Annotated in this window: 22 protein-coding genes; 11 read left to right on the top strand and 11 right to left on the bottom strand. The window is 60.8% G+C overall.

Translation table 11 applies throughout. The annotated features are described in order from the left end of the window. Positions 1 to 64: 64 nt before the first annotated feature. The 6 genes from I3J13_RS13220 (at position 65) to uxuA (ending at position 6,204) form a co-directional block, all read left to right on the top strand. Positions 65 to 781, top strand: a complete 717-nt coding sequence (locus tag I3J13_RS13220) for a FadR/GntR family transcriptional regulator (RefSeq protein WP_020809475.1) — start codon at positions 65 to 67, stop codon at positions 779 to 781. 62 nt (positions 782 to 843) lie between these two features. Further along, complete coding sequence (locus tag I3J13_RS13215) at positions 844 to 1,818, top strand: sialic acid TRAP transporter substrate-binding protein SiaP (RefSeq protein WP_196379080.1); 975 nt, start codon at positions 844 to 846, stop codon at positions 1,816 to 1,818. Positions 1,819 to 1,878: 60 nt separating this feature from the next. After that, a complete protein-coding gene (locus I3J13_RS13210) occupies positions 1,879 to 2,451 on the top strand; it encodes a TRAP transporter small permease (protein WP_064263022.1) in 573 nt (190 codons plus the stop codon). 4 nt (positions 2,452 to 2,455) lie between these two features. Beyond that, positions 2,456 to 3,862: a TRAP transporter large permease gene (locus I3J13_RS13205; protein WP_196379079.1), complete on the top strand. Its 1,407-nt coding sequence runs from the start codon at positions 2,456 to 2,458 to the stop codon at positions 3,860 to 3,862. Between the two features lie 70 nt (positions 3,863 to 3,932). Then, on the top strand, positions 3,933 to 4,979 hold the full coding sequence (locus I3J13_RS13200; RefSeq protein ID WP_196379078.1) for an L-idonate 5-dehydrogenase: 1,047 nt from the start codon (positions 3,933 to 3,935) through the stop codon (positions 4,977 to 4,979). Between the two features lie 16 nt (positions 4,980 to 4,995). Further along, on the top strand, positions 4,996 to 6,204 hold the full coding sequence (gene uxuA / locus I3J13_RS13195; protein WP_196379077.1) for a mannonate dehydratase: 1,209 nt from the start codon (positions 4,996 to 4,998) through the stop codon (positions 6,202 to 6,204). Positions 6,205 to 6,231: 27 nt separating this feature from the next. On the opposite strand, the gene I3J13_RS13190 is transcribed toward uxuA, so the two are convergent. Next, entirely contained in the window at positions 6,232 to 6,585 is a 354-nt protein-coding gene (locus I3J13_RS13190) for an antibiotic resistance protein VanZ (protein ID WP_196379076.1), read from the bottom strand. Between the two features lie 244 nt (positions 6,586 to 6,829). Here I3J13_RS13190 and I3J13_RS13185 point away from each other — a divergent pair, with 244 nt between their 5' ends. Further along, a complete protein-coding gene (locus tag I3J13_RS13185; protein ID WP_196379075.1) occupies positions 6,830 to 8,341 on the top strand; it encodes an aldehyde dehydrogenase (NADP(+)) in 1,512 nt (503 codons plus the stop codon). Positions 8,342 to 8,609: 268 nt separating this feature from the next. Then, positions 8,610 to 9,860, top strand: coding sequence for a zinc metallochaperone AztD (aztD, locus tag I3J13_RS13180; RefSeq protein WP_196379074.1), 1,251 nt, complete (start codon positions 8,610 to 8,612; stop codon positions 9,858 to 9,860). 67 nt (positions 9,861 to 9,927) lie between these two features. Here the strand turns inward: aztD and I3J13_RS13175 are convergent, their stop codons facing one another. The 4 genes from I3J13_RS13175 to I3J13_RS13160 are packed head-to-tail and all read right to left on the bottom strand — an operon-like array spanning position 9,928 to position 14,780. Beyond that, positions 9,928 to 10,926: a TRAP transporter substrate-binding protein gene (locus I3J13_RS13175; protein ID WP_196379073.1), complete on the bottom strand. Its 999-nt coding sequence runs from the start codon at positions 10,924 to 10,926 to the stop codon at positions 9,928 to 9,930. A gap of 16 nt (positions 10,927 to 10,942) precedes the next feature. Continuing rightward, the gene (locus I3J13_RS13170) at positions 10,943 to 12,775 is read right to left on the bottom strand and encodes a TRAP transporter large permease (RefSeq protein WP_196379072.1); all 1,833 of its coding nucleotides are present in this window, start codon (positions 12,773 to 12,775) and stop codon (positions 10,943 to 10,945) included. A gap of 29 nt (positions 12,776 to 12,804) precedes the next feature. Then, on the bottom strand, positions 12,805 to 13,932 hold the full coding sequence (locus I3J13_RS13165; RefSeq protein WP_196379071.1) for an LLM class flavin-dependent oxidoreductase: 1,128 nt from the start codon (positions 13,930 to 13,932) through the stop codon (positions 12,805 to 12,807). Beyond that, on the bottom strand, positions 13,929 to 14,780 hold the full coding sequence (locus I3J13_RS13160) for an ABC transporter substrate-binding protein (protein ID WP_196379070.1): 852 nt from the start codon (positions 14,778 to 14,780) through the stop codon (positions 13,929 to 13,931). The genes I3J13_RS13165 and I3J13_RS13160 overlap by 4 nt, the downstream gene beginning before the upstream one ends. A 211-nt stretch (positions 14,781 to 14,991) precedes the next feature. On the opposite strand from I3J13_RS13160, the gene I3J13_RS13155 reads away from it, so the two are divergent. Then, positions 14,992 to 15,357 carry a metalloregulator ArsR/SmtB family transcription factor gene (locus I3J13_RS13155; protein WP_196379069.1) on the top strand — a complete coding sequence of 122 codons (366 nt, stop codon included), beginning with the start codon at positions 14,992 to 14,994 and terminating at the stop codon, positions 15,355 to 15,357. A gap of 1 nt (position 15,358) precedes the next feature. Continuing rightward, the gene (locus I3J13_RS13150) at positions 15,359 to 15,988 is read left to right on the top strand and encodes a glutathione S-transferase family protein (protein WP_196379068.1); all 630 of its coding nucleotides are present in this window, start codon (positions 15,359 to 15,361) and stop codon (positions 15,986 to 15,988) included. Positions 15,989 to 15,994: 6 nt separating this feature from the next. Here I3J13_RS13150 and I3J13_RS13145 read toward each other — a convergent pair whose 3' ends face one another. Both I3J13_RS13145 and I3J13_RS13140 read right to left on the bottom strand, forming a co-directional pair. Beyond that, positions 15,995 to 17,830, bottom strand: coding sequence for an ABC transporter ATP-binding protein (locus I3J13_RS13145; protein ID WP_196379067.1), 1,836 nt, complete (start codon positions 17,828 to 17,830; stop codon positions 15,995 to 15,997). A gap of 210 nt (positions 17,831 to 18,040) precedes the next feature. Further along, the gene (locus I3J13_RS13140) at positions 18,041 to 19,237 is read right to left on the bottom strand and encodes an aminotransferase class V-fold PLP-dependent enzyme (RefSeq protein ID WP_196379066.1); all 1,197 of its coding nucleotides are present in this window, start codon (positions 19,235 to 19,237) and stop codon (positions 18,041 to 18,043) included. 88 nt (positions 19,238 to 19,325) lie between these two features. On the opposite strand from I3J13_RS13140, the gene I3J13_RS13135 reads away from it, so the two are divergent. Next, a complete protein-coding gene (locus I3J13_RS13135) occupies positions 19,326 to 20,162 on the top strand; it encodes an IclR family transcriptional regulator (RefSeq protein WP_196379065.1) in 837 nt (278 codons plus the stop codon). Between the two features lie 6 nt (positions 20,163 to 20,168). Here the strand turns inward: I3J13_RS13135 and I3J13_RS13130 are convergent, their stop codons facing one another. The 4 genes from I3J13_RS13130 to I3J13_RS13115 form a co-directional block, all read right to left on the bottom strand. Further along, the gene (locus I3J13_RS13130; RefSeq protein ID WP_003519868.1) at positions 20,169 to 20,663 is read right to left on the bottom strand and encodes a RidA family protein; all 495 of its coding nucleotides are present in this window, start codon (positions 20,661 to 20,663) and stop codon (positions 20,169 to 20,171) included. Between the two features lie 87 nt (positions 20,664 to 20,750). After that, positions 20,751 to 21,974, bottom strand: a complete 1,224-nt coding sequence (locus I3J13_RS13125) for an amidohydrolase/deacetylase family metallohydrolase (RefSeq protein WP_196379064.1) — start codon at positions 21,972 to 21,974, stop codon at positions 20,751 to 20,753. 1 nt (position 21,975) lies between these two features. Beyond that, positions 21,976 to 22,851 carry an ABC transporter permease gene (locus I3J13_RS13120; RefSeq protein ID WP_065655629.1) on the bottom strand — a complete coding sequence of 292 codons (876 nt, stop codon included), beginning with the start codon at positions 22,849 to 22,851 and terminating at the stop codon, positions 21,976 to 21,978. After that, positions 22,851 to 23,792 carry an ABC transporter permease gene (locus I3J13_RS13115; RefSeq protein ID WP_059758179.1) on the bottom strand — a complete coding sequence of 314 codons (942 nt, stop codon included), beginning with the start codon at positions 23,790 to 23,792 and terminating at the stop codon, positions 22,851 to 22,853. Before I3J13_RS13115 ends, I3J13_RS13120 begins: the two co-directional genes overlap by 1 nt. Positions 23,793 to 23,847 lie beyond the last annotated feature (55 nt).

The following is a 23,847-nucleotide window of genomic DNA, read 5'->3' as shown; positions in this document are numbered from 1 at the left end:
AAAATTGGTAAGACCATCTTACCGCTTGCGCGATCGGGGGAGACTTTCGCGCTGGGAGGATATCATGTTTGTGGCTCTGGAGCCGCGCCGCCTTTACCGGCTGGTCGCGGAACAAATTCGTTTGCTCATCGAAAGCGGAGAACTGACCGAAGGCCAGCGCCTGCCGGCGGAACGGGATCTTGCCGAACGCTTCGGCGTATCGCGCCCGACGGTTCGCGAAGCGCTGATCGTTCTGGAAGTGGAAGGCCATATCCATATCCGCATGGGTTCGGGCGTTTATGTCAGCGCAGCCGGCAAGCAGGCCAAGGAAAAGCCGCCGGTGCCGGATGCGCATGGGCCATTCGAAATCCTGCAGGCGCGCTGCATCATTGAGAGTGCGATTGCAGAGGAGGCAGCACGGCTTGCCACGCCGGAATGCATCGCCAAGCTCGATGATATCATCGAGCGCATGGCCGGCGCGCTCGACAGCTCGCCGCAGGCGCTCAATTTCGACCGGGCCTTCCACACCGCGATTGCCGATATCATCGGCAATTCGGCGCTGAACCGCTTTACCGGCCTGATCTATGACGAGCGCAGCCTGTCACCCTTTTTCGAAAAGCTCGCCAGCTATTTCGAGGGTCCGCACACCTGGAACCTTGCCGTTCAGGAACACCGCGCAATCCGCGACGCCATTGCCGCCAACGACCCGGAAGGTGCGCGTGAGGCGATGCGGCAGCATCTGACGCTGTCGCAAAAGAGATTTTCCGAAAGTTTCGGGGAGGAAACGATCGGGGAAGAGTGACCGCGCCGCAACCGGCGACGGGAAAAATGAGAAATCTGGCTTTAATTCGGGAGGAGTTAAGAATGAAAATCAGATTGTCGACTTTGATGGGCGCAACAGCCGCCATCCTGCTTTCCGCGCTCGCGGCGCAGGCGCAGACCACGCTGAAATGGGCGCATGTCTACGAGACCTCCGAACCTTTCCATACGGATTCGGTCTGGGCCGCGGAAGAAATCGCCAAGCGCACCGATGGCCGTTACAAGGTGGATGTTTTCCCCGCCTCGCAGCTCGGCAAGGAAGCCGATATCAACCAGGGCCTGAAGATCGGCACCGTCGATATCATCATTTCCGGCTCGAGCTTTGCCGCGCGTGACTTCAAGCCGATCGGCGTCACCTATTTCCCTTACATCTTCCGCGATCCGAGCCATCTGATCGCCTATACCAAGAGCGATATATTCAAGCGTCTCGCCAAGGGCTACGAAGACAAGACCGGCAATCACATCGCCGCCGTCAGCTATTACGGCACGCGTCACACCACGTCGAACAAACCGATTGCCGCCTGCGCCGACATGGCCGGCCTGAAGATGCGCGTTCCTGACGTTCCGGCCTATCTCGCCATGCCGCGTGCCTGCGGCGCCAACACGACCCCGATTGCCTTTGCGGAAGTTTATCTGGCGCTCCAGAACGGCACGGTCGACGCCCAGGAAAACCCGCTGACCACCATCGAGGCGAAAAAGTTCTTCGAAGTGCAGAAGAACATCGTCCTGACCGGCCATATCGTCGACCACCTCAACACGGTGATTTCGAAGAACCTTTGGTCGCAGCTCTCCGATGAAGACAGACAAATCTTCACCGAAGTCATGCAGCAGGCCGCCGAGCGCACCACCAAGACCATCGAAGGCCGCGAAAAGAGCCTCGTCGAAGACTTCAAGAAGCGCGGCCTGACCGTCGCCGAGGTCGACAAGGCCGACTTCGAGAAGAACGTCCTCGAAAAAGTGAAGTTCGAGGACTTCGGTTACGACAAGGCCGACTGGGAAGCCATTCGCGCCGTCAAGTGAGCCAAGATCCGGTGCGGCCCCGTTGCCGCACCGCCCTTTCTCTCCAGACGGGATATCTCAATGTCGCAGGAAATCCATACTCAGGTCACGCCTGAGGAACTCGCCCATACGTTCGACGAGGCGCCGCCGGAGGTCGATCTCAAGGTCTATTCATTCGAAGACTGGGTCACGCTCGGCCTCTTCTGGCTGATGACGGGCTGCGTGTTCCTTCAGTTCTTCACCCGCTACGTGCTCAACGACAGCTACGCCTGGACGGAAGAAATCGCCGTCAACTGCCTGATCGGCGTCGTCTTTTTAGGTTCGGTCATGTGCGTGCGCATGTCGCGCCACATCCAGGTGGACGTGCTTTATCACTATGTGCCGCCGCAGGTGGCCCGCGCCATGTCGATCCTCGTCGACGTGCTGCGCATCCTCTTCTTCGCCTACACCTCGTGGCTGATGTGGCGGTATATGGAAATCGTCGCGGATGAGGAGATGGTCACCGTGGCGCTGCCGCGCAACATCGTTTTTTATACGGTTCTGGCCGCTTTCGTGCTGATGTTCTTCCGGTCGGTGCAGGTCTTCATCGCCAATATGCAGCGTGGTTATTCCGTGCTCGAGCGGCCCGAAGAATTCCAGAGCGCGGGAGATTGATCACATGCTGCTTCTTATCGGCTCCTTTCTTCTCCTGATGCTGATCGGCCTGCCCGTCGCCATTTCCATGGCCTCGGCCTCGCTGCTCTACATCGTGTTTTACAATGTCGCGCCTGATATCATCGCCGCGCAGCGCCTGATCGCGGGTGTGGAAAGCTTCCCGCTTCTGGCCGTTCCCTTCTTCATCCTTGCCGGCAACCTGATGAATACGGCAGGGGTTACGGGACGCATCTATTCCTTCGCGGTCGCGCTCGTCGGCTGGATGAAAGGTGGTCTCGCACAGGTCAACATCATCGGCTCGGTTATCTTTTCCGGCATGTCCGGCACGGCGCTTGCCGATGCGGCCGGTATCGGCACCATCGAAATCAAGGCCATGAAGGATCACGGTTATCCGGTCGAAGCGGCCGTCGGCGTCACCGCCGCCTCCGCAACGCTCGGGCCGATCTTCCCGCCGTCGCTGCCCTTCGTCATCTACGGCATGATGGCGAATGTCTCCATCGGCGCGCTGTTCATGGCCGGCATCGTTCCGGGCGTCGTCATGACGCTTCTGATGATGATCACGGTTGCGGTCTTCGCCTATATCAAGGGCTGGGGCTCCGATACGCCGTTCAGCCTCAGAACCATCTTCGGCGCCTCAATCGAAGTCTTCGTGGTGATGATGGTGCCGCTAGGCATCTATATCCTCACGGCGCTTGGCCTGTCGCTCAACCTGTCGATCCTGATCGTGCTGGTGATATTGCTGGCCTGCGACTGGTATTTCGACTTTTCGGCCGTGATGGCGCTGATGACGCCGGTGATCCTGATCGGCGGCATGACCATGGGCTGGTTCACACCAACGGAGGCGGCCGTCGCAGCCGTGTTGTGGTCGCTGTTCCTCGGGCTGGTCCGTTACCGGACGATGACCTTCAAGACGCTTGCGAAATCGACCTTCGATACGATTGAAACGACCGCTTCGGTGCTCTTCATCGTCGCGGCGGCATCGGTCTTCGCATGGCTGCTGACGGTGAGCCAGGCGGCGCAGCTTCTGTCGGCGGCGATCCTGACGATTACCGACAGCAAGTGGATTTTCCTCGTGCTGGTCAACCTCCTGATGCTGTTCGTCGGCTGCTTCCTCGATACGATTGCGGCGATCACCATCCTCGTGCCGATCCTGCTGCCGCTGGTGCTGCAATTCCATATCGATCCGGTGCATTTCGGTCTCATCATCACGCTCAACCTGATGATAGGGCTGCTGCACCCGCCGCTCGGCATGGTGCTGTTCGTGCTCTCGCGCGTGGCGAAACTCTCCGTCGAACGCACGACGATGGCCATCCTGCCGTGGCTGGTGCCGCTGTTCGTGGCGCTGCTGCTGATCACCTTCGTTCCGGCCATCACGCTGTGGCTGCCGACCGAAATGGGCCTGATCCGCTAACGCAAGCATCATCGCCCGCGCGGTTTCCCGCGCGGGCTTCTTCATCCCATACACATATGAGGGCATCGTCATGCAGACACGCGTGGCACGTCTATACGGCCAGAAGGACATTCGCGTCGAAACGCAGGATCTTCCCGCACCGGGACCCGGCGAAGTGCTGCTTGCCATGGCGGCGGGCGGCATCTGCGGCTCCGATCTGCATTATTATCAGGATGGCGGCTTCGGCCCGGTCCGGGTGCGTGAGCCGATCATCTGCGGGCATGAGGCATCCGGCCATGTGCGGGCGCTGGGAGAAGGCGTCAGCGGGCTTGCCATCGGCCAGCTCGTCTCCGTCAATCCCTCCCAGCCCTGCGGCCATTGCCATTTCTGCCTGAAGGGCCAGCCGATCCATTGCCTCGAAATGCGCTTCATGGGCAGCGCCATGCGCCTGCCGCATGAACAGGGCATGTTCCGCGACCGGCTGGTGGTTCCCGTCAAACAATGCGCGACATTTTCAGAGGATACATCACCCGCCGAAGCCGCCTGCACCGAGCCGCTCGCCGTCTGCCTGCACGCTGTGGCCCAGGCCGGCGACCTGAAAGGGGCAAACGTACTCGTGACGGGCGCAGGCCCCATCGGCCTCCTGACCATCGCCGCCGCTCGCCATGCCGGTGCGGCCACCATTGTCGCCACCGACCTCACCGATGCCGCACTTGAACGCGCGCCAGCCATGGGCGCCGACCGCACGATCAATGTCGCGAAAGACGCCGAGGCGCTTTTGCCCTATCAGGACAATAAGGGTTATTTCGACGTCATTTTCGATTGCTCCGCAGCCGGTCCAGCACTTCGCACCGCCTTTGCCTGCGTGCGCCCGCGCGGCACCATCGTGCAGGTGGGCGTCACCGGTGACATCACCATTCCGCTCAACGCGCTGGTCGGCAAGGAAATCCTCTGGCGTGGCTCGCAGCGCTTTCATGACGAATTCGCCATTGCCGCCGGGCTGATCTCCACCCGCAGGATCGATGTACGGCCGATCATTTCCCACAGCTTCCCGCTCGGCGAGGCGAAAGCGGCATTCGAACAGGCCGGAGACCGCTCCGCCGCCTGCAAGGTGCAGCTGACATTTTCCGCAGACTGATATTTGAGGATTAAAGATGAGACATACATGGCGCTGGTTCGGCCCGGTCGACAAGGTCACGGTTCAGGATGCGGCTCAGGCGGGCGCGGAAGGCATCGTCAGCGCGCTGCACCACGTCGCCACCGGCGATGTCTGGCCGGTGGATGAAATCGCCAAACGGCATGAAGCCATCAAGGCCGGCGGGCTTTATTGGGACGTGGTGGAAAGCGTGCCGGTCTCCGAGGATATCAAGACCCAGACCGGTGACTGGAAAAATCACATCGCCAACTGGCAGGAAACCCTACGCCGCCTCTCCGCCTCCGGCATCCGCACCGTCTGCTATAATTTCATGCCCGTGCTGGACTGGACCCGCACGGACCTGCGCTGGGAAACCAGACACGGCGCAAAGGCGATGCGTTTCGATCTTCCCGATTTCGCAGCCTTCGACATCCACATCCTGAAACGCCCCGGGGCAAAGGCCGATTATCCGGACTGGCTGGCGGAGGAAGCGGCAAAACGTTTCGCCGACATGCCGGACACGAAAATCGCCGCCCTCGGGCGCAATATCGGTGCGGGTCTGCCCGGCTCGGCGGATGGCTATACGCTTGCCCAGCTTCTGGAAAAACTGCGGTCCTATCACGGCATCGACCGCGAAAGGCTGCAACAGAACCTCATCGACTTTCTCTGCGAGGTGACGCCGGTTGCCGAAGAGGTGGGTATCAACATCTGCGCCCATGGCGACGATCCGCCATGGCCGCTGCTCGGCCTGCCGCGTATTCTCTCCACCGAAGCCGACTACGCCCATATGCTCTCAAAGGTCGACAGCCGCGCCAATGGCGTGACGCTCTGCACCGGCTCCCTCGGCGCGCGGGCGGATAACGACCTGCCCTTCATCGCCAGCCGTTTTGCAGATCGCATTCATTTCGTACATCTGCGCAACGTGACGCGTGACACCGACACCGTGCCCTGCTCCTTCTTCGAGGATGAACATCTGGAAGGCGGAACCGACATGGTCGCCGTCATCGCAGCACTCCTCACCGAAGAGGCGCGCCGCCGGGCGGAGGGCCGCGAAGACCACACCATTCCGATGCGGCCCGATCACGGCCAGGAAATCCTCGACGACCTGACGCGCGGCGCACAACCCGGTTACCCCGCCATCGGCCGGCTGAAAGGGTTGGCGGAACTGCGCGGCATCGAACGCACGTTATCGCACAGCCGTTTCGGGCTCGCGGGTGAGACACGCTGAACAATGTTCCCGGCTGTGGGCGTTCCGTCAGCTTGCAGCCAGCCGCGCCCTGAACAGCAGGTAGGAAAAGGTCGCAAGCCCGCCGGCAATGACGCCGGCGGCTTTCACAGCGGCGTCCATCAGATGCGGATGGCGGGTGGGCGACAGGAATTGCAGCGCCTCGATGCCGAAAGCCGCCGCAATGCCTGCCACTATGATCGCCAGCCAGTAACGCGGATAGGCGAGCACGAAGGCGGCCGAACAGAAGGCGAAGGCCGCGGCGCGGTCCAGGCCCACCGTCGTCAGCGTGTGCGGGCGAAAGCCGATGGGGCAAACTGTAACGATCACGATCAGCAGAAAAACCGACCAGGCAACATATTTCGGAAGTCTATTTGTCATCATGGCGTCACAATAGAGCGCCGTGCGCGTAAACGGAAGCGGGTCTTTTTCACGCCTCGCCCAATTAATCACACTTTTCGGTCAGATAGTTGAAAAACCGGCTTTCGCTCAGGCGCCACACGGGCTAAGGCAGAAGGCAACCGGGCGAGGATCGCGGCTGATGGCGTTTGCGCTGTCGCCTTTCGGTGCAACGTCACGGTGTCGGGTGGATTTTCCACACAGGATCAGATTTTCAGGGAAGAGCACAATGAGTTTTAAGCCGCACGGCAAACATCTGGTTGCAGGAGAATGGGTCGCAACGGAAGCTAAATTCCGCAGCGAGCCTGCACATGGCGAAGCTTTCGATTTTTCGGTCGGCACCGTCGATCTGGTGAATGCAGCCTGTGAAGCAGCCGAAGACGCCTTCTGGAGCTACGGTTACACCACCCGCGAAGAGCGCGCCGCATTCCTCGACACCATTGCCGATGAGATCGAAGCCCGCGCCGACGCCATCACCGAAATCGGCTCCTCCGAAACCGGCCTGCCCGCAGGACGCCTGCAGGGCGAACGCGGCCGTACCGTTGGCCAGCTGCGCCTTTTCGCCTCGCATATCCGCAAGGGCGACTATCTCGACCGCCGCCACGATGAGGCGCTGCCGGACCGCCAGCCCCTGCCGCGCCCGGATATCCGCCTGATGCAGCGTCCGATCGGCCCCGTCGCGGTCTTCGGCGCCTCCAACTTCCCGCTCGCCTTCTCCACGGCCGGCGGTGACACCGCAGCGGCTCTGGCAGCCGGCTGCCCGGTCGTCGTCAAGGGCCATTCCGCCCATCCCGGCACCGGCGAAATCGTTGCCGAAGCCGTTCTCGCCGCCGTCAAGAAGCACAATCTGCATCCCGGCGTCTTCTCGCTGATCCAGGGCGGCCGCCGCGATGTCGGTTCCGCGCTTGTGCAGCATCCGCGCATCAAGGCGGTCGGTTTTACCGGTTCGCTCGCCGGCGGCCGCGCGCTGTTCGATCTCTGCGCCCAGCGCCCCGAGCCGATCCCCTTCTTCGGCGAACTCGGTTCTGTCAACCCGATGTTCCTGCTGCCGGAAGCCGTTGCCGCCCGTGGCGAGGCCATCGCCAAGGGTTGGGCGGGTTCGCTCACCATGGGCGCCGGCCAGTTCTGCACCAATCCCGGCATCGCCGTCATTCTCGCCTCGCAGGCGGATGCCGTTGCTGAAACCGCCCGTGCAGTCCTTTCCGAAGTCGGCCCGCAGGTCATGCTGACCGACGGCATCGCTGCCGCCTATCGCGACGGCCGCGACCGCATCGCCGCCGGCAATGGCGTGCGTGACGTGCTGACCACCACCTGCAACCTGCGCAACGCCACGCCTTATCTCTACCGCGTTTCCGGCAAGGACTGGATTGCAAACCACGCGCTTGCCGAAGAGGTCTTCGGACCGCTCGGCCTGATCGTAACGGTCGAGAGCACGGAAGAGATGATCGCGGTTGCGAAAAGCTTCGAAGGCCAGCTGACCGCCACCCTGCATCTCGATGCCGGCGACGCCGAACTCGGCCGCAAGCTGCTGCCGATCCTGGAGCGCAAGGCCGGCCGCGTTCTCGCCAACGGCTTCCCGACCGGCGTTGAAGTCTGCGACGCCATGGTTCACGGCGGCCCCTACCCGGCCTCCACGAACTTCGGCGCAACTTCGGTCGGCACCATGTCGATCCGCCGCTTCACGCGCCCGGTTTCCTACCAGAACATCCCTTCGGACGTTCTGCCGGAAGACATTCGCTAAATTGAACGATGGCAGGCGCGGCAACGCGCCTGCCATTCTTTCAGCCGGCCTTTAAAGAAGGCTATCGGCCTTTCGAAAGATGCGACCCAACACCGGCGCATCATCTGCTTCTTCCAGATTTTCCACATTGCGACGTTCTGCTTGGTTGACATTGGCCCTGCACGTAATGCTAATACGCGACTCGTAACGTAATAACATTACAATCATCCTCGAAAGACCGCCATCGGTTCAACTCCGCAAGAGGATGATAACGTCTGGAAGGAACACCATGAGATTTTCCCTTCATCACCATCTCGGCATGCGCGCGCTTGCAACATGCCTTGCCCTCGCCATGCCCCTTGGCCCAGACATGGCGCTGGCCGAAGAAAGCAGCGACAGCGTCAAGGAATGGCGGCTGTTCGTCGCCGATCACAGCCAACCGGTGGTGCGCGCAATCGATTTCGAAACCGGCAAGGAACTCGGACGCTACGATCTCAAGGGCTATGCGGCGCTGACCGCCAGCGCCTCCGGCAAGACGGTCTTCGCGACGCAATCGGATGCCGACATGGTGCATGTGATCAAGACCGGCATCGTTTTTTCCGATCACGGCGAGCATCGCGATCTGGATGTGGAAGATGCGGCGCTTTTGCCCGTCACCTTCGAAGGCAAGCGCCCTTTCCACGTCGTGCCGCATGACGATCATGCGATCCTTTTCTATGACCGTGGCGGCAAGGCGGAGATCATCGACGAGGCGGCCCTGCTGGACGGCAAGGCCAAGGTCCGCACCGTCGACACAACTGCGCCGCACCATGGCGTGGCGGTGACGATGGGGCGTTACGTTCTGGTTTCCGTGCCGAATACCGAGATCGAAACGAAACCCGATACGCTGCCGCCACGCATCGGGCTGCGTGTTCTCGACAGGGAAGGCAAGCAGGTCGGCGAACAGGCGCCATGCACCGATCTGCATGGCGAGGCGACATCCGCGCGGCTTGCCGCTTTCGGCTGCAAGGAAGGCATTCTCGTTGCCCGCCCCGGCGGCACGGATGGCCCGAAGCTGGAAATGCTGACCTATCCGGAAGATTTCCCGAAAGCCTATACCGGCACGCTGCTTGGCGGCAAATCCATGCAGTTCTTCCTCGGCAATTACGGTGAGGACAAGGTCGTCCTGATCGATCCGGACAGCAAGGACGCTTTCCGTCTGGTGGAACTGCCGACCCGGCGCGTCGATTTCATTCTCGATCCCGCCAATCCGCGCAACGCCTATATTCTGACGGAAGACGGCGATCTGCATGTGCTTGACGTGCTGGACGGCGCCATCACCCGCAAGGCAAAGGTGACCGAGCCCTATAGCAAGGATGGCCATTGGCGCGATCCGCGCCCACGTCTCGCCGTTGCCGATGGGCAGGTCGCGATCTCCGATCCGCGCCATTCGCTGATCCGCGTGGTGGACGCAGAAAGCCTGAAGGAAACCCGCACGGTTGCGGTGGAAGGCCAGCCCTTCTCCATCGTCGCCGTCGGCGGTTCTGGCGCTTCGCACTGATCCTGAACAAAGAAAACCCCGTGCGTCGACTGGCGCACGGGGTTCTTCAATTTCAAAGACCCTATCCTCAAGCGGACTGGATCGCCTCGATCTTGTCGATGCCGCCAACGATGCCGGCAAAATCCTGCCAGACGCCCTGAGCACCCTTGCGCCATTCATCCAGCGCTTCCGGCTGCAGCACCTTGCCGCCCTTGGAGAGCGCAAGCTCGACGGACTTCGTTTCGTCTTCGACGATCAGCTGGTTGAAATAGTGTGCACCCTCGCTGGAGGCTTCCGAAAGAACCTTCTTTTCTTCGTCGTCCAGCTGGTTCCAGAAGGTCGCGCCGTAATACACGACGCCCGAGGCCCAGATATGGCCGGTCTCGGTCATATAGGGCACGACCTCGTAAAGCTTGAAGCCGGCATAGGCGGACTTGGTCAGGTCCATGGCATCGGCCACGCCGGTCGCCAGCGCATTATAAGTCTCTGTGATCGGAATACCGACCGGCGTGGTGCCGAAGGCGCTCCAGAGCTTGGTGTGCAGCGGGCTCTGGATGACGCGAATCTTCTTGCCTTCCAACTGCTCCGGCCGGGTAACAGGCTCCTTGGTCAGAAGATGGCGAGCGCCGTAATTGATGAAATCGGCGGCGACGAATTGCTGGGCAGCGAGCTTCGTCTTCAGCTCGTTGCCCGTCTCGCCCGTTACCACCTTGCGCACATGGTCGGCATCGCGAAACAGGAAGGGCAAATCGAGGATTTGCAATTCCGGCACCCAGCCGGAAAGCGAGGAGACGGTGGAAAGGCTCGCCTGAACCGATCCCAGACGGATATTTTCCGCCACTTCCTTTTCGCCGCCTAGGGCACCGCTCTTGACGATGTTGAAACGGAAGCGGCCGGGCAGCTTCGCCTCCACCAGCTCGCTGATCTTCACCCAGATTTTCGTCTCCGGCTTGTCGTCGGCGAAAAGCGACGCGACGGTGAGGCTGCGCGTTCTGGCATGTGCCGTCCGCACGAAGGCGGGTGCGGCAAGCGTTGCCGCGCCAATGGCGGAAAATTTGAGGAGATTGCGGCGATCGATAATAGTCATGAATGAAACCCCGGATTTAGAAGAAAATGGCCCAGGCGCACAGAATGGCGAGGGAAACGAGAAGAGAGACGAGATAGGGAACGACCGCCCGGAAAAGCGCGGTTGCCGGAATGCGAGTGACGCCGCTGACCACGAAGATCAGCATGCCGAGCGGCGGCGTCAGGCCATGGATCATCAGATTGACCACGAGGATGACGCCGAAATGGATCGGATCGATGCCGGCGGCCACGGCCGCGGGCAGCAAGATCGGCCCGAACAGCAGGATGGCCGCGCCGATATCCAGCACCAGGCCGACCACGAGCAGGATAAGGTTGGAGAGCAGCAGTACCGCGATCTTGCTGCCGCCGAGCAACGTCACGAAATCCGTGACGAGGCCCGAGACATTATCGACCGCCAGCAGGAAGGCGAAAGGCCCCGCCGTGCCGATCAGAAGACCAATGGCCGCCGCTTCACCCGCCGACTGGCGAAAAGTCGCGAAAATGCGGCCCGCGCCCAGCCGATAACCGAAGCCGAGAAGCAGCGTGTAAAGCGCCGCAAGTGCTGCCGCTTCCGTGGTGGTGACGATGCCGATGCGGATGCCGACCACCACGATGACACCAAGACCGAAGGCCGGTATGGCGGCGATGGCCGAGCGCCAGCGCTCCGCACCCGTGGTGCGCGGCAAGGTATCGACGCTGCGCACGCTGAAATGGATCGCCACCGCAAGGCAGACCGCCATCAGCCCGCCGGCAAAAAAGCCACCGACCAGCAGCGAGCCGACCGAAAGGTTAGTGGCTGTTGCGAGGATGAGAAACGCGATGGAAGGCGGAATGACATTGTCCAGCACCGAGGTGGCGGCAATGATCGCGCCCGCCTGCGCCGGCGGATAGCCGTGTTTCACCAGCTCCGGCTGGAAGGTGGAGGCGCCGAAGGCGGCATTGGCGACCGAAGAGCCGGATGCGCCGGAAAACAACACGCTGGTCAAAAGCGTCGTCTGCGCCAGGCCTGCCCGCCGGTGACCAACCATGGAGGCGGCAAAACGGACCAGCTGGTTGGCGACGCCAGATTCCGTCAGCAGGCTTCCGGCCAGCAGGAAGAAGGGAATGGCGAGCAGCAGGAATTTCGACATGCCGGTCACGGTTGACGAAACGATGGCCGGTTCCGGCAAGGTGCTGCCGAAGGCAATCGCCACATAGGCGGCGGCAAGGAAGGCATGGGCAAGCGGCGCGGCGAGCACCAGCCCCACGGCCGCCGTCAGCGCCAGAAACAGGCTCGGCGGCAGGCTCGTATCAACGAAAACTTCCGGCAGGCCAACATAGGCCACGACTGCGATGGCGAGAGATGCGAGAACGGCAAACAGCTTGCCTTCACTGACACGCTGAAGTGCCAGATAGACAAGGATAAGCGCGCCGCCTGCACCGAGAAAGCCGAAACGCACCCATTCCGGCAGGCCAAGCGTCGGAGACGTGCCGCCGAGCATCGCCGCGATCTCTACCCCGCCGAAGGCGAGGATGAGTGCGGCGACGAAGGAGAAGGCATCGGCCAGCACTTCGGTTACCGCGTGAAATCGCTGAGGCAAAAACCGCACAAAAACGTCGAGCCGCATGGCGAGCGCGCTTTTGAGACTGAGCGGCGCACCGACCGCGATCATGGCTACATGCAGCCAGATGCCGAGGTCTTCCGCGCCAATGAAGCCGGTGTGAAACAGGTAACGCAGCGTGACATTGACCAACACCACCACGAGCAGCGCCGCAAGGATTGCCGCCGCGACTGCGCCGAGCACCGTGTCCAGAACGGCGAGCACCCGCTCTGCCACGCGTTGCGGGCCGATGCGTCTTTGTGCGATTGTCGTTGCCGGACTTGCCGTCATGTGTTTCTTCTCCACTCCCAAAGCCATGCTCAGGAGGCCTTGGCCGAGAGGTCGCGATCGAACAAAGTCGACCATGTGAATTGTTTTGCCGTCGAGACCTCACGCGATACGTCAAGACGCGGCAGAACCTTTTCCCCGAAGCGGAAAGCCTCTTCCAGCAATGGCATGCCGGAAAGGATGAAGGTATTCACGCCCGCCTTCTTATAGGCCTCCAGCGTGCGGATGACAGTGTCCGGCGAACCGACAATCGCGGTTCCCGGCCCCGGCCGCACAAGGCCGATGCCGGCCCAGAGATTGGGCGCGATTTCAAGATCGCGCAGGTTCTCCGGCTTCTGCCCGCCATGCATCGCCGTCATGCGCTGCTGGCCGACGGAATCCGTCTTGCCGACGAAACGCTGATTGGCGGCAATGGCCCGCTCATCCATGCGCCCATAGAGATCGGCGGCGGCGGCCCATGCCTCTTCATCCGTATCACGCAAAATAACATAGAGACGAATGCCGTATTCCAGCTCACGGCCAAGCTTCTCCGCCCGCGCCTTGACGAGATCGACCTTTGCGCCGATCTGGTCCGGCGTTTCACCCCAGGAAAGATAGGTCTCGACATGTTTGGCGGCAACGTCGATGGCCTTGTCCGAGGAACCGCCGAACCACAATGGCGGCGGCTCGATGCCCTGCCCCACCGGCAGCGCCAACTTTGCGCCCTCCGTCTGGAAATGCCGCCCCTTGAAATCGACCGTTTCGCCGGCAAAAAGACGGTGCCAGATCTGCAGATATTCATCCGCCATATCGTAACGCTCGTCATGCGGCATGGTCATGCCGTAAGCGCCGAGCATCTTGGCATCGCCCGAGACGACATTGATCAGCAGGCGGCCGCGCGAAAACTCCTGAAGCGTCGCCGCCATCTTGGCGAGCAGCGTCGGCGCGACAAGGCCCGGATGAATGGCAACCAGCAGTTTCAGCCGCTCGGTATAGGAAAGCAGCGCACCCGCCAGAACCCAGACATCATGCGCGCCGGTGGCAAACAGCGCACCGGTGTAACCCAGCTGGTCATAGGCAAGCGCCAGCTGTTTGTAATAACCGAGATCGACCTTGCGGGACCCTTCCGGCTGCCAGGGATAAGCGCCGTCGGGCGCGCACATGTACCAGAAAACATTCATCTGCCGCCTCCCGTGCTGGCTGATTGCCCGGTCAGAACCGGTAAAGAAAAATGACCGTGCCTGTAAAGCGTATCGGCCTCCTCCTGCTGTTCGGCAAGGATATTTTCAGCAGCGGCCACGACCGAAAGATCTCGCGACCTCAGCACCTTGGCCCAGGACTGTGCATCACCCTCGCTGCCCGGTTCGGCGGCAAGAAGGGCGGCGGCTTTGTCGATATCCGCCATGACGGCCCGGCCGACGCGATCCAGTTCGGCCGCAATTGCCTGCCCTGTCTCGCCCGCTATGTTGTGGCGCGCAAGCGTCCAGAATAGCGAACGGTTGGGAATGGTGGAGCCACAGCGAACCAGAAGGCTGATCTCCTCATGGGTCAGAGCCTTTTCCAGCCGCGGCGACATCGTCACCCAGGCATCGACACGGCCTTCCACGAGATCGCGCAGGCTATCGCTATCGCCGCTTTCGATACGGGTCACATCTGAAAGGCCAAGCCCCGCCCCTTCGAGGCTGCGCGCCAGAAGATAAGTGTGAAACGATCCATCGATTAGCGATATGCGTTTTCCCGCAAGATCCGCTGCGGAACGGATCGGGCTATCGCGCCGCACGAGGATCGCACCATTGGCGGGCCGTGGTGCGGACGCGGCGATATAGACCGCTGAAAGCCCGCGCGCATCCGCCTCTATGGGCGGCGTCGAACCCGTACCCCCGAAATGGATTTCGCCCTTTTCCAGAAGCGCCGCCGTATCGCGGCCTTCACGATAGGCCACGAATTCCGGATCGAATTCTTCAAAGGCGCCGGGCCAGAGCCGGGCGAGACGTAAATGCAGATTGTTGGGATGGACCCCGATTTTCATGTCGACACCTCATTTCGCAATCAATCTACTTTTTTATAGAATGTTTTCTAGAAACGTTTTGGCTATCCTCAGCCGGAAAATGAAAGAGAAATCTACCAATCCTGTAGATTTTAAAAAACGCAAGATAGAGCCGAGATGAGACTCATCAAGCCATTGAAATTTATCGCCATACAATTTACTTTTTTATAGTTTGAAAAATGGGCCTTCACTCGTGACGAAACCGGTTTCCAATCTCATCTGCCGCAGCGTGGTGGAAGCGAGCGAGCTTTTGAAGCTTGTCGCCAACGCCAATCGTCTGGCCATCGTCTGTTATCTCATGGAAACGGAAGCTTCCGTTTCCGCGCTGGAATATGAACTCGGCATCCAGCAGCCAACGCTTTCGCAGCAGCTTGCCGAATTGCGCGACGCCGGTGTGATCGAAGGCTCACGGGAAGGCAAGGCGGTGATCTATCGTGTCACCGATCAGCGTATCGTCCAATTGGTTCTGACGCTGCGCGGTCTTTACACGGACCTTTCCGACGTGACCGGCAAGAAAGGCAGACGGGTACTGCCGCTTGATGAGGCGATGTTCGACTAGCATGATCGACCTCTACACCTGGATCACGCCCAATGGCCTTAAAATCTCGATTGCGCTGGAAGAACTTGGCCTGCCCTATCGAAGCCATGCCATAGACATCGAAAAAGGCGAGCAATTTGCCGCCGATTACGTCCGCATCAATCCCGGCTCGAAAATCCCTGCGATCGTCGACAATGAGAACGGTACCGTCCTGACGGAATCGAACGCGATCCTGATCTATCTTGCCGAAAAGGCAGGCCGGCTTCTGCCCGCCGCCGCGACCGAGCGACTGATCGTCACCGAATGGCTGATGTGGCAGGCCGCCAATTTCGGCCCGACACTCGGTTATGCCCATTATTTCCTGACCTACCATGCCGGAGAGGCCCCCTTTGCCGAAACGCGTTTCGCGGCAGATGTGGCGCGGCTTTACCGGACATTGAACGACCGCTTGAGCGGGCGGGAGTTTGTGGCCGGCGATTTTTCAATAGCCGATATCGCCATCTGGCCATGGGTCTCACGTTTCGCGCGCCACGAGATCAACCTCGGTGACTTTCCAGCCGTGCAGACATGGTATCGCCATCTCGGACAGCGGGAAAGTTTTCAGCGCGGTTACCGTATACCTTTCGCGACATCGGATGTGCCGGGCCTGTAACCAGCTTCAGCAGGCAACGAGGTGGCCAGGCGAAACCTCGCGATATTCACGCGGCTTGACGACATAATCGACGGCGCGGATCGGGCTTTTCAGCTCGTCATTCGCCGCACCGCGCCTTGTGTTGCGGCGATCCGGGTCCGGCACCGGCACGGCCGCCATCAGCTTGCAGGTATAGTCATGCTGCGGATTGTCGAAGACAGCGGCGCGTGGGCCGATTTCGACGATCTCGCCGAGATACATCACCGCCACCCGGTGGCTGACACGTTCCACCACCGCCATGTCATGGGATATGAACAGGAAGGCAAGATCGAGGCTTTGCTGCAGATCCAGCATCAGGTTGATGACCTGCGCCTTGATGGAAACATCCAGCGCCGAAACGCTCTCATCCGCGACGATCACCTTTGGCTGGAGGGCAAGCGCGCGGGCGATGCAGATGCGCTGGCGCTGGCCACCGGAAAATTCATGCGGGTAACGCGAAGCCATGTCCGGTGAGAGACCGACCTTTTTGAGCATGTCGGCCACCACATCCTTCGCCTCGCGGGCGCTTCCCATGCGGTGCTCCAGAAAAGGTTCGGCAATCGCCGCACCCACCGTCATACGTGGATTGAGCGAGGCGAAGGGGTCCTGAAAGATCATCTGAACCGTCTTGCGCATATCCCGCATGCCTGTCTTGTCGAGGGCGAGAATGTTTTCGCCGTTGACCACGACCGAACCGGCATCCGGCTCTATCAGCCGCATGATGGCGCGTCCGGTGGTGGACTTGCCGCAGCCGCTTTCGCCCACCAGCGACAATGTTTCACCGGCCCTGAGATCGAAGGACACGTTTTCCACCGCATGCACGCGGCCACTGAGCCGTCCCAGAAGACCGGAGTGGATATCGAAGCGCTTGGTCAGCCCCTCCACCTTGAGCACGGGCTGTGCGGCGGCGTCGACTGTATCGGCCGGACGCGCCGGCTCCTGCGTTTCTCCCGTGGTGGTGTTGACGATGGGAAAACGGAGCGGCCTCTCTTCGCCTTTCATCGACCCCAGAACCGGAACGGCGGACAAAAGTGCGCGGGTATACGGATGTTTGCCGCGATGGAAAATATCCGCCGTCGCGCCGACTTCCACCTGCTCGCCGCGATACATGACGACGGTGCGGTCGGCGATTTCGGCCACCACACCCATGTCATGGGTAATGAAGAGGACCGACGTGCCCTCCTCTTCCTGCAGCGTCTTGATGAGATCGAGGATCTGGCCCTGAATCGTCACATCGAGCGCCGTCGTCGGTTCGTCGGCGATCAGGAGCTTTGGTCGCGAGGCAAGCGCCATGGCGATCATCACGCGCTGGCGCATGCCGCCGGAAAAGCGGTGCGGATATTCATCGAAACGCGAAGCGGCAGAGGGGATGCGGACCTTTTCGAGAAGGCGGATCGTCTCCGACCGCGCTTCCGCTTTCGACATCGGCTGATGGCAAAGCAAAGCCTCGGAAATCTGGTCGCCGATGGTGAAGAGCGGATTGAGGCTGGTCATCGGCTCCTGAAAGATCATGGCCACTTCATTGCCCCGCACCCGCCGCATGGCGTCTTCGGAGAGGGACAAGAGGTTGCGACCGCCCAGCAGGATTTCGCCCTGAACCCTGCTGCTTTCGCGGTCCAGCAGCCGCATGATGGAAAGCGAGGTAACGCTCTTGCCCGAACCGCTTTCGCCAACGATCGCAACCGTCTCTCCCGGCCCGACATCGAAGGAAATATCACGCACCACCGGCTTCCAGCCGCCATCCACGAAAAAGGACGTAGTGAGATTGCGGACGGAAAGCACGGCATCTTCGGCACCAAGAGGTGCTGCCTGCGGCATGGTCATGATCGTTCCCTTCTTTTTATGTTTCAACTCAGGCACAGCGTTGCGGCAAATTTCTTCTCCCCGCCGGGGAGAAGGTGGCCCGAAGGGTCGGATGAGGGGGCAACGCCAGCGATAGACCGCACCCTCGCCCCCTCATCCCGCTGCCGCGGACTTCTCCCCCTCGGGGAGAAGAAGCTCGCGGCACCCGCTCGTTCCATATGCAGTCGTTACTTAGTCCGGCCAGCGCAGCATGCCGTCGAAACGGTGGCGGCTGCGGTCTTCGAATGGCGTCGCGATCACCTCGTTGGAGGCGCGCGCCTTGTCCAGCTCCTCGGCCAGCCGGGAAGCCACGATGGTTTCCTGGCCGGGATGCAGATTGCAGGGGTCGAGATAGAAATAGCGGTGCTCCACCTCGTGGTCGCGGACAATGATCGGCGGGCTGCCTTTGGCGAGCGCCGTCGTCAGGTCCCATGCCGTGATATGGGCTTCCTCGGCGTCGATGATGACGCGCAGCCGGTCGAGCGGGTTATTGGTCGGGTCGGGCTCGATCAGCGCCGTCACGCCGGGGCGCCCGTCCAGCGTCTTTTTCCAGAGGTTGAGATAGCCGGTTTCACGCTCGCGAATACCGGCATGATCGCGCTTTTCCCAGGCTTCCAGCGCCGCCATGACGCCATAGATGCTTTCCTTGCCGACCTTCATGCCGCGGCCGATACCCATATTCTGGAGGAAGGCGTTGCGCACCAGCTCCTTTTTGCCGGCGACGATGCCGGAGGTCGGGCCGCCGAGGAACTTGTGGCCGGAATAGAGCACCACATCCGCGCCCGTGGCCAGAAACAGCTTCAGATCATATTCGGAAGCCGCATCCACGATGACAGGCACGCCCTTGGCATGGGCAATCTCGACGAATTCGGAAAGATGCAGCAGGCCGTAATCCACCACATGGTGCGAGACGACATAGACCGCTGCCGCCGTCTTTTCGGTAATGGCGTTTTCCATGTGGAAACGATGGGTCGATGTCGCCTGCCCGATCAGCACCACCTTGCCGCCGCCGAGGCGGATCGCCTGATCCACCGGCGCACCATAGCTCACCACATGACCCATCTGCACCAGCACTTCGTTCTTTTCCGGGGTCACATCGGGCAGCTTTTCGATGGCCAGCAGATTATTGCCGGTAATGGCGCCCGCTACCGCAAGGCTGATGCCGGAGGAGCAGGACGCCGTGACGAAACCGGCCTCGCCGCCCGTCAGTCTTGCAATGATCGCGCTCGCCTTGCGTTGCAGATCATTGATCTCGACGAATTGCGGCAGGATCGCCGCCATGGCCTCGACCGCTTCGGGAACGACAATGGAAGCACCAAGCGAGGTCATGGTGCCCGAGACGTTGATGACCGGGCGAAGGCCGATCCTGCTTCTGATATCCTCGGTCATGTCTTTCTCCTGTCTTTGCGATGCGATGGGCATCGACATATATGCCATAATAATGTAATAGCTTCTCAAAACCCGTGAGGAGCCAAAATTGGACGCCCATAAACTGGACGAAACGTCTTCAACCGCCCTGTCCGAGGGCGCCGAAAACGCAGACGCGAAGGCGGCCAAGCGCTCGCGCGTCAGCGGCATCGACCGCGCCCTTCAGGTTATTGATTACCTTTACGAAACCGGATCGCCAGCCGGCGCTTACGCTATTGCCAAGGCGATAAAGGCGCCGCTTTCCACCGTCTATGTGATCGTCGACGATCTCGTCGAAAAGAACATGCTTGCGCGCAATGCCGATGGCAACATCTGGCTCGGCGCCCGGCTTTACCATTATGGCCTCGCCTATGCCCGCTCGCTGGATTTCATGGGTGTCGCCACCCACGAAATGCACGATCTGTGCCGCCATGCGGGCGAGACCGTGCAGCTTTGTGGCCGCGATGGCGACCATATGCTTGTTCTGGCCATGGCCGATGGTCCAAGCCATTTTCAGGTCGCGTCCCGCGTCGGCACCCGTGTTCCCCTGAACTGGACGGCATCCGGCCGCCTGCTCGTCGGTCATTTGCCGGAGGCTGAACGTGTCGAGCTTTTCAGGCGCTGCGCCCGCACCTCGCCGACCGGTCGCGCGGAAATCAACCCGGAGACCCTGTCGCAATCGGCAGGTGCGGCCTTCCATGACAGGCTGTCGATACAGGTCGCCGAATCCGATTACGCCGTCGCCTGCATCGCCTCGCCGATCTGCGACAACAGGGGCGAATGCGTTGCGACGATTTCCATCGTGCTGCCGGAACAGAAGGTGCTGGCAGACGAAAACCATTACACCGAACAGGTCAGGGTTTCGGCGGAACGGATCGAAAAGCTGATGGGCTGGCGCAACCATTGAACGGCCTCAATCCTTGAGCGCGACGATGGCTTCTATCTCAACGGTGATGTTACCCGGCAGCGAGCCGAAACCGACGGCGGAGCGGGCATGTTGTCCCGCATCGCCGAACACATCGATGAAGAGATCGGAGCAGCCATTAATGACGCTCGGGTGATCGCGGAAATCGCTGACCGCATTGACCATGCCGAGCAGCTTAACCACCTTCTTCACCCGCGACAGGTCTCCCAGCGCCTCATGCATGACGGCAAGCAGATTGATGCCGGTGAGCCGCGCATGGTTATAGGCCTCTTCCAGCCCGATTTCCGCGCCCACCTTGCCGGCGTAAAGATGGCCGTTTTCCTCCCGCGGCCCCTGCCCCGAAAGATAAAGCATGTTGCCTTCCACCACATGCGTGACGAAATTGGCAATCGGCGGCGGTGGCGGCGGCAGGGAGATGCCGAGCGCGGCGAGCCGGTCGTAGGGCGAATGACGCCCCTCTGCCTCAAGCGAAGACTGTTTCACGCGAATTCCTCATAATACAGGGACGGGTATCCCTTAATCTCTGCGGAAGACGGAGGGGTTGCCCTCCTCCGCCCTGTCCATTTGGGTTCAGCGCCAGGAATAACCATGGCTGTGGCGCACGAGCTTGCGCGCCCTTGGAATGTAACGGCTGGCGGCAATCGCCTCGGCGCCAATGACCGCGTAACGCGGCTCGAACAGACGCGTTAGGCGCGCCACATCGCCATTGGAATCGGTCGCTTCCAGATCGGAATCCACTAGATCGAAAATGGTGAAATCGGCGCGCTGGCCAACATCGAGACGGTTTTCCATATCGAGGCGGATGACGGAGGCCGGATTGCGGGTAACGGCCTCGACGACATTTTCGAAAGGCATATCGACCGACAGCAGCTTCGACATGGTCGTCGCCAGATCCCAGACCGGGAAATTCATCGAGTGGCCGTGCAAATCCGTGGAGATAGAAAAGGGCAAAAGGCCGCGTACAATCGCCGCTTCCGCCACCTTGAAGGAGAAGGATGCGCCGCCATGGCCGATATCCAGCCGGATGCCTTCACCGGCGCAGCGTTCGGCAAGGTTGAAGAGGTCCTCGTCTTCCATGATGCTGGAACCCGATTTGCCGTTGAAGCAATGGGTCACGACATCGCCGGGGCCGAGAATTTCCAGTACCTCGTCATAAAGTGCCGGCGGTTCGCCCACATGCACCATCATCGGCACTTTCAGGATCTTGGCGATCTTCTTGCCGAGCTTGACCGGTGTGACGCCCCAGGAGCCGGTGATGACATGGCTTGCCCGCACCTTGAGGCCGACGATATGTTCGCTGTTTTCGGCGTAACATTCGATGATACGATCGAGATCGATATCCTTGATATCCCGCAGTTCAGGCACGCGGTTACAGGCGACGAGCCCGATGGAGCCGAGATTGAGGAAGGCCTTAATGCGCTCCTTCGAGGGCTCGATGATATATTCCCGGAAACCGTGGAAATTCGCCTCACCCGCCGAACCGGCATCCACCAGCGTCGTCACGCCGCGCTCGGCCCCGCATTCGGAGGGGCGGATGGAGATATCGGTGCCGCCGTGCCAGATATGCACGTGCAGATCGACCCAGCCGGGCGAGACGAAGGCACCCTTGGCATCGATGCGCTGCGCATCAGCAGGCGCTTGAATGCCAGGCCCAACCGCGGCGATCTTGCCATCGCCGCCGATCAGAATATCGGTCGAAGCCTGTGGTGCACCCTTTCCGAAACCGACGGGTTTGACATTGGTGAGAAGAATGGGAGCTTGAAGAGGCGTTTTCGCCTGTTCACCGGACGTCATATTACAAATCCCTTCGCAGTCTTGGGTCGAGCATGTCCCGCAGCCCGTCACCGACCATTTGCAGCGACAGCACGGAAAGAATGATGGCAAAGCCGGGGAAATAGGTCATCCAGTCGGCCTGGCCGATATATTGGCGGCCGGCGGAGATCATGGTTCCCCAGGTCGGAATTTCAGGGCTGACACCAAGCCCCAGAAACGACAGGCCGGCCTCGGCCAGCATGGCGCTGGCGAAGAGGAAGGTGCATTGCACGAGGATCGGCGAAACCAGATTGCGCAGCACATGCCGCGTCATGATGTGAAAAGTGGAAATGCCGAGCGCCTTCGCCGCCTCCACATAGGGCAGTTCACGGATCACCAGCGTCGAGGCGCGCACGATGCGGGCAAGGCGCGGCGAATAAACGACAGCAAGTGCGATGATGACAGTCGTCAGCGACGGGCCGAGCGCCGCCACCAGCGCGATGGCGAGCAGAATATCCGGAAAGGCCATCATCGCGTCGATCAACCGCGCAATCGGCGTATCCAGCTTCTGGAAGAAACCAGCGAGCAGGCCTAGCGTGATGCCGATCAGCGCCGAAAGCGCCACCACGGCGGCACCGACCAGAAGCGACAGCCTTCCGGCATAGATAGTGCGCGAGAAGACGTCGCGACCGAACTCATCGGTGCCGAACCAGTAAAGCTCACTCGGCGGTTTCAGACGATTGACGATCGACAGTTTCGAAGGTGAATAAGGCGCGATCATCGGCGCGAAAACCGCGAGCAGCACGAAGACGAGCAGCACGATGAGACCGGCAGCGACCGTCTTGCGTTTCAGAAGACGCCGAATGAAAAGGACGGTCGGGTTGCGTGCCGGCGGGGCGGTGGAAACAATATCGGCCATCAGTAACGAACCCTCGGATCGACCAGCAGATAAAGCATGTCGATTGCAAAATTGATGAGCACGTAAAGCCCGGCGATGACGAGAAGCGCGCCCTGGATGACCGGATAATCGCGCCGGAGAACGGCCGAAACGACGAGATTGCCGACGCCCGGCAGGCCGAAGACGGTTTCCGTCACCACTGCACCGGAAATCAAGACGGCGGCGGTAAGGCCAAGCACGGTGAGGATGGGGATGAGCGCATTCTTCAGCGCGTGTTTCATCACCACCCGGCGCTCCTTGACGCCCTTGGCTCTCGCAGTGCGGACATAATCGTCGCCGAGAACATCCAGCATCGAGGCGCGGGTGAAGCGCAGAATGAGGGCCGAAGAGACGAGGCCAAGCGCGATGGCCGGCAAGGTCAGGTGATACATGCGCTCCATGAAGCTGGCACCCGGCCCGCCATAACCCGACACCGGGAACAGATCGAGCCGCACGGCGAAGACCTGCATGAGGATGAGGCCGAGCCAGAAGCTCGGGATGCTCGCCGCCAGCATCGCCACCGTGGTCGCTGCCTGATCCACGAAGGAACCGCGCCGGTAAGCGGCGTAAATGCCGATGGGAAGCGCGATGACGCTCGCGATCAGCAGCGAAAAGATCGTCAGGAAAAAGGTCGGTTCGGCCCGGTCCAGCAGCGCTGAGCCAACCGGCATGTTGAGAAAGATCGACTGGCCGAGATCGCCCTTCAGCAATTGCCCGATATAATAGACATATTGCACGCCGAGCGACTGATCGAGACCGAGCCGGCTGCGCAGCTCCGCAATATCCTGCGCCGAGGCATCCGGCCCCAGCATCACGGCGGCAGGATCTCCGGGTGTTACGCGCAGGATGACGAAGACGATGGTGACGACGAGGAACATCACCACGATCATTCCCGCAAGTCTCTGGAAAATATACCGTATCACGTATGAAGGCTCCAAGGCGCGTGATTGCCGCTATCAGGCGATGGTTGAACCGGGT

Source organism: Agrobacterium leguminum, assembly GCF_015704895.1.
In the GTDB taxonomy this organism is placed as follows: domain Bacteria; phylum Pseudomonadota; class Alphaproteobacteria; order Rhizobiales; family Rhizobiaceae; genus Agrobacterium; species Agrobacterium leguminum.
Note: the sequence above shows the minus strand (reverse complement) of the source record. Positions and strands in the feature narration are given on the sequence as shown.

Excerpts from the sequence above, each read along its gene's own strand:
- I3J13_RS13220 (WP_020809475.1), top strand. The coding sequence starts at position 65 with ATGTTTGTGGCTCTGGAGCCGCGCCGCCTTTACCGGCTGGTCGCGGAA.
- I3J13_RS13215 (WP_196379080.1), top strand. The coding sequence starts at position 844 with ATGAAAATCAGATTGTCGACTTTGATGGGCGCAACAGCCGCCATCCTG.
- I3J13_RS13210 (WP_064263022.1), top strand. The coding sequence starts at position 1,879 with ATGTCGCAGGAAATCCATACTCAGGTCACGCCTGAGGAACTCGCCCAT.
- I3J13_RS13205 (WP_196379079.1), top strand. The coding sequence starts at position 2,456 with ATGCTGCTTCTTATCGGCTCCTTTCTTCTCCTGATGCTGATCGGCCTG.
- I3J13_RS13200 (WP_196379078.1), top strand. The coding sequence starts at position 3,933 with ATGCAGACACGCGTGGCACGTCTATACGGCCAGAAGGACATTCGCGTC.
- uxuA (WP_196379077.1), top strand. The coding sequence starts at position 4,996 with ATGAGACATACATGGCGCTGGTTCGGCCCGGTCGACAAGGTCACGGTT.
- I3J13_RS13190 (WP_196379076.1), bottom strand. The coding sequence starts at position 6,585 with ATGATGACAAATAGACTTCCGAAATATGTTGCCTGGTCGGTTTTTCTG.
- I3J13_RS13185 (WP_196379075.1), top strand. The coding sequence starts at position 6,830 with ATGAGTTTTAAGCCGCACGGCAAACATCTGGTTGCAGGAGAATGGGTC.
- aztD (WP_196379074.1), top strand. The coding sequence starts at position 8,610 with ATGAGATTTTCCCTTCATCACCATCTCGGCATGCGCGCGCTTGCAACA.
- I3J13_RS13175 (WP_196379073.1), bottom strand. The coding sequence starts at position 10,926 with ATGACTATTATCGATCGCCGCAATCTCCTCAAATTTTCCGCCATTGGC.
- I3J13_RS13170 (WP_196379072.1), bottom strand. The coding sequence starts at position 12,775 with ATGACGGCAAGTCCGGCAACGACAATCGCACAAAGACGCATCGGCCCG.
- I3J13_RS13165 (WP_196379071.1), bottom strand. The coding sequence starts at position 13,932 with ATGAATGTTTTCTGGTACATGTGCGCGCCCGACGGCGCTTATCCCTGG.
- I3J13_RS13160 (WP_196379070.1), bottom strand. The coding sequence starts at position 14,780 with ATGAAAATCGGGGTCCATCCCAACAATCTGCATTTACGTCTCGCCCGG.
- I3J13_RS13150 (WP_196379068.1), top strand. The coding sequence starts at position 15,359 with ATGATCGACCTCTACACCTGGATCACGCCCAATGGCCTTAAAATCTCG.
- I3J13_RS13145 (WP_196379067.1), bottom strand. The coding sequence starts at position 17,830 with ATGACCATGCCGCAGGCAGCACCTCTTGGTGCCGAAGATGCCGTGCTT.
- I3J13_RS13140 (WP_196379066.1), bottom strand. The coding sequence starts at position 19,237 with ATGACCGAGGATATCAGAAGCAGGATCGGCCTTCGCCCGGTCATCAAC.
- I3J13_RS13125 (WP_196379064.1), bottom strand. The coding sequence starts at position 21,974 with ATGACGTCCGGTGAACAGGCGAAAACGCCTCTTCAAGCTCCCATTCTT.
- I3J13_RS13120 (WP_065655629.1), bottom strand. The coding sequence starts at position 22,851 with ATGGCCGATATTGTTTCCACCGCCCCGCCGGCACGCAACCCGACCGTC.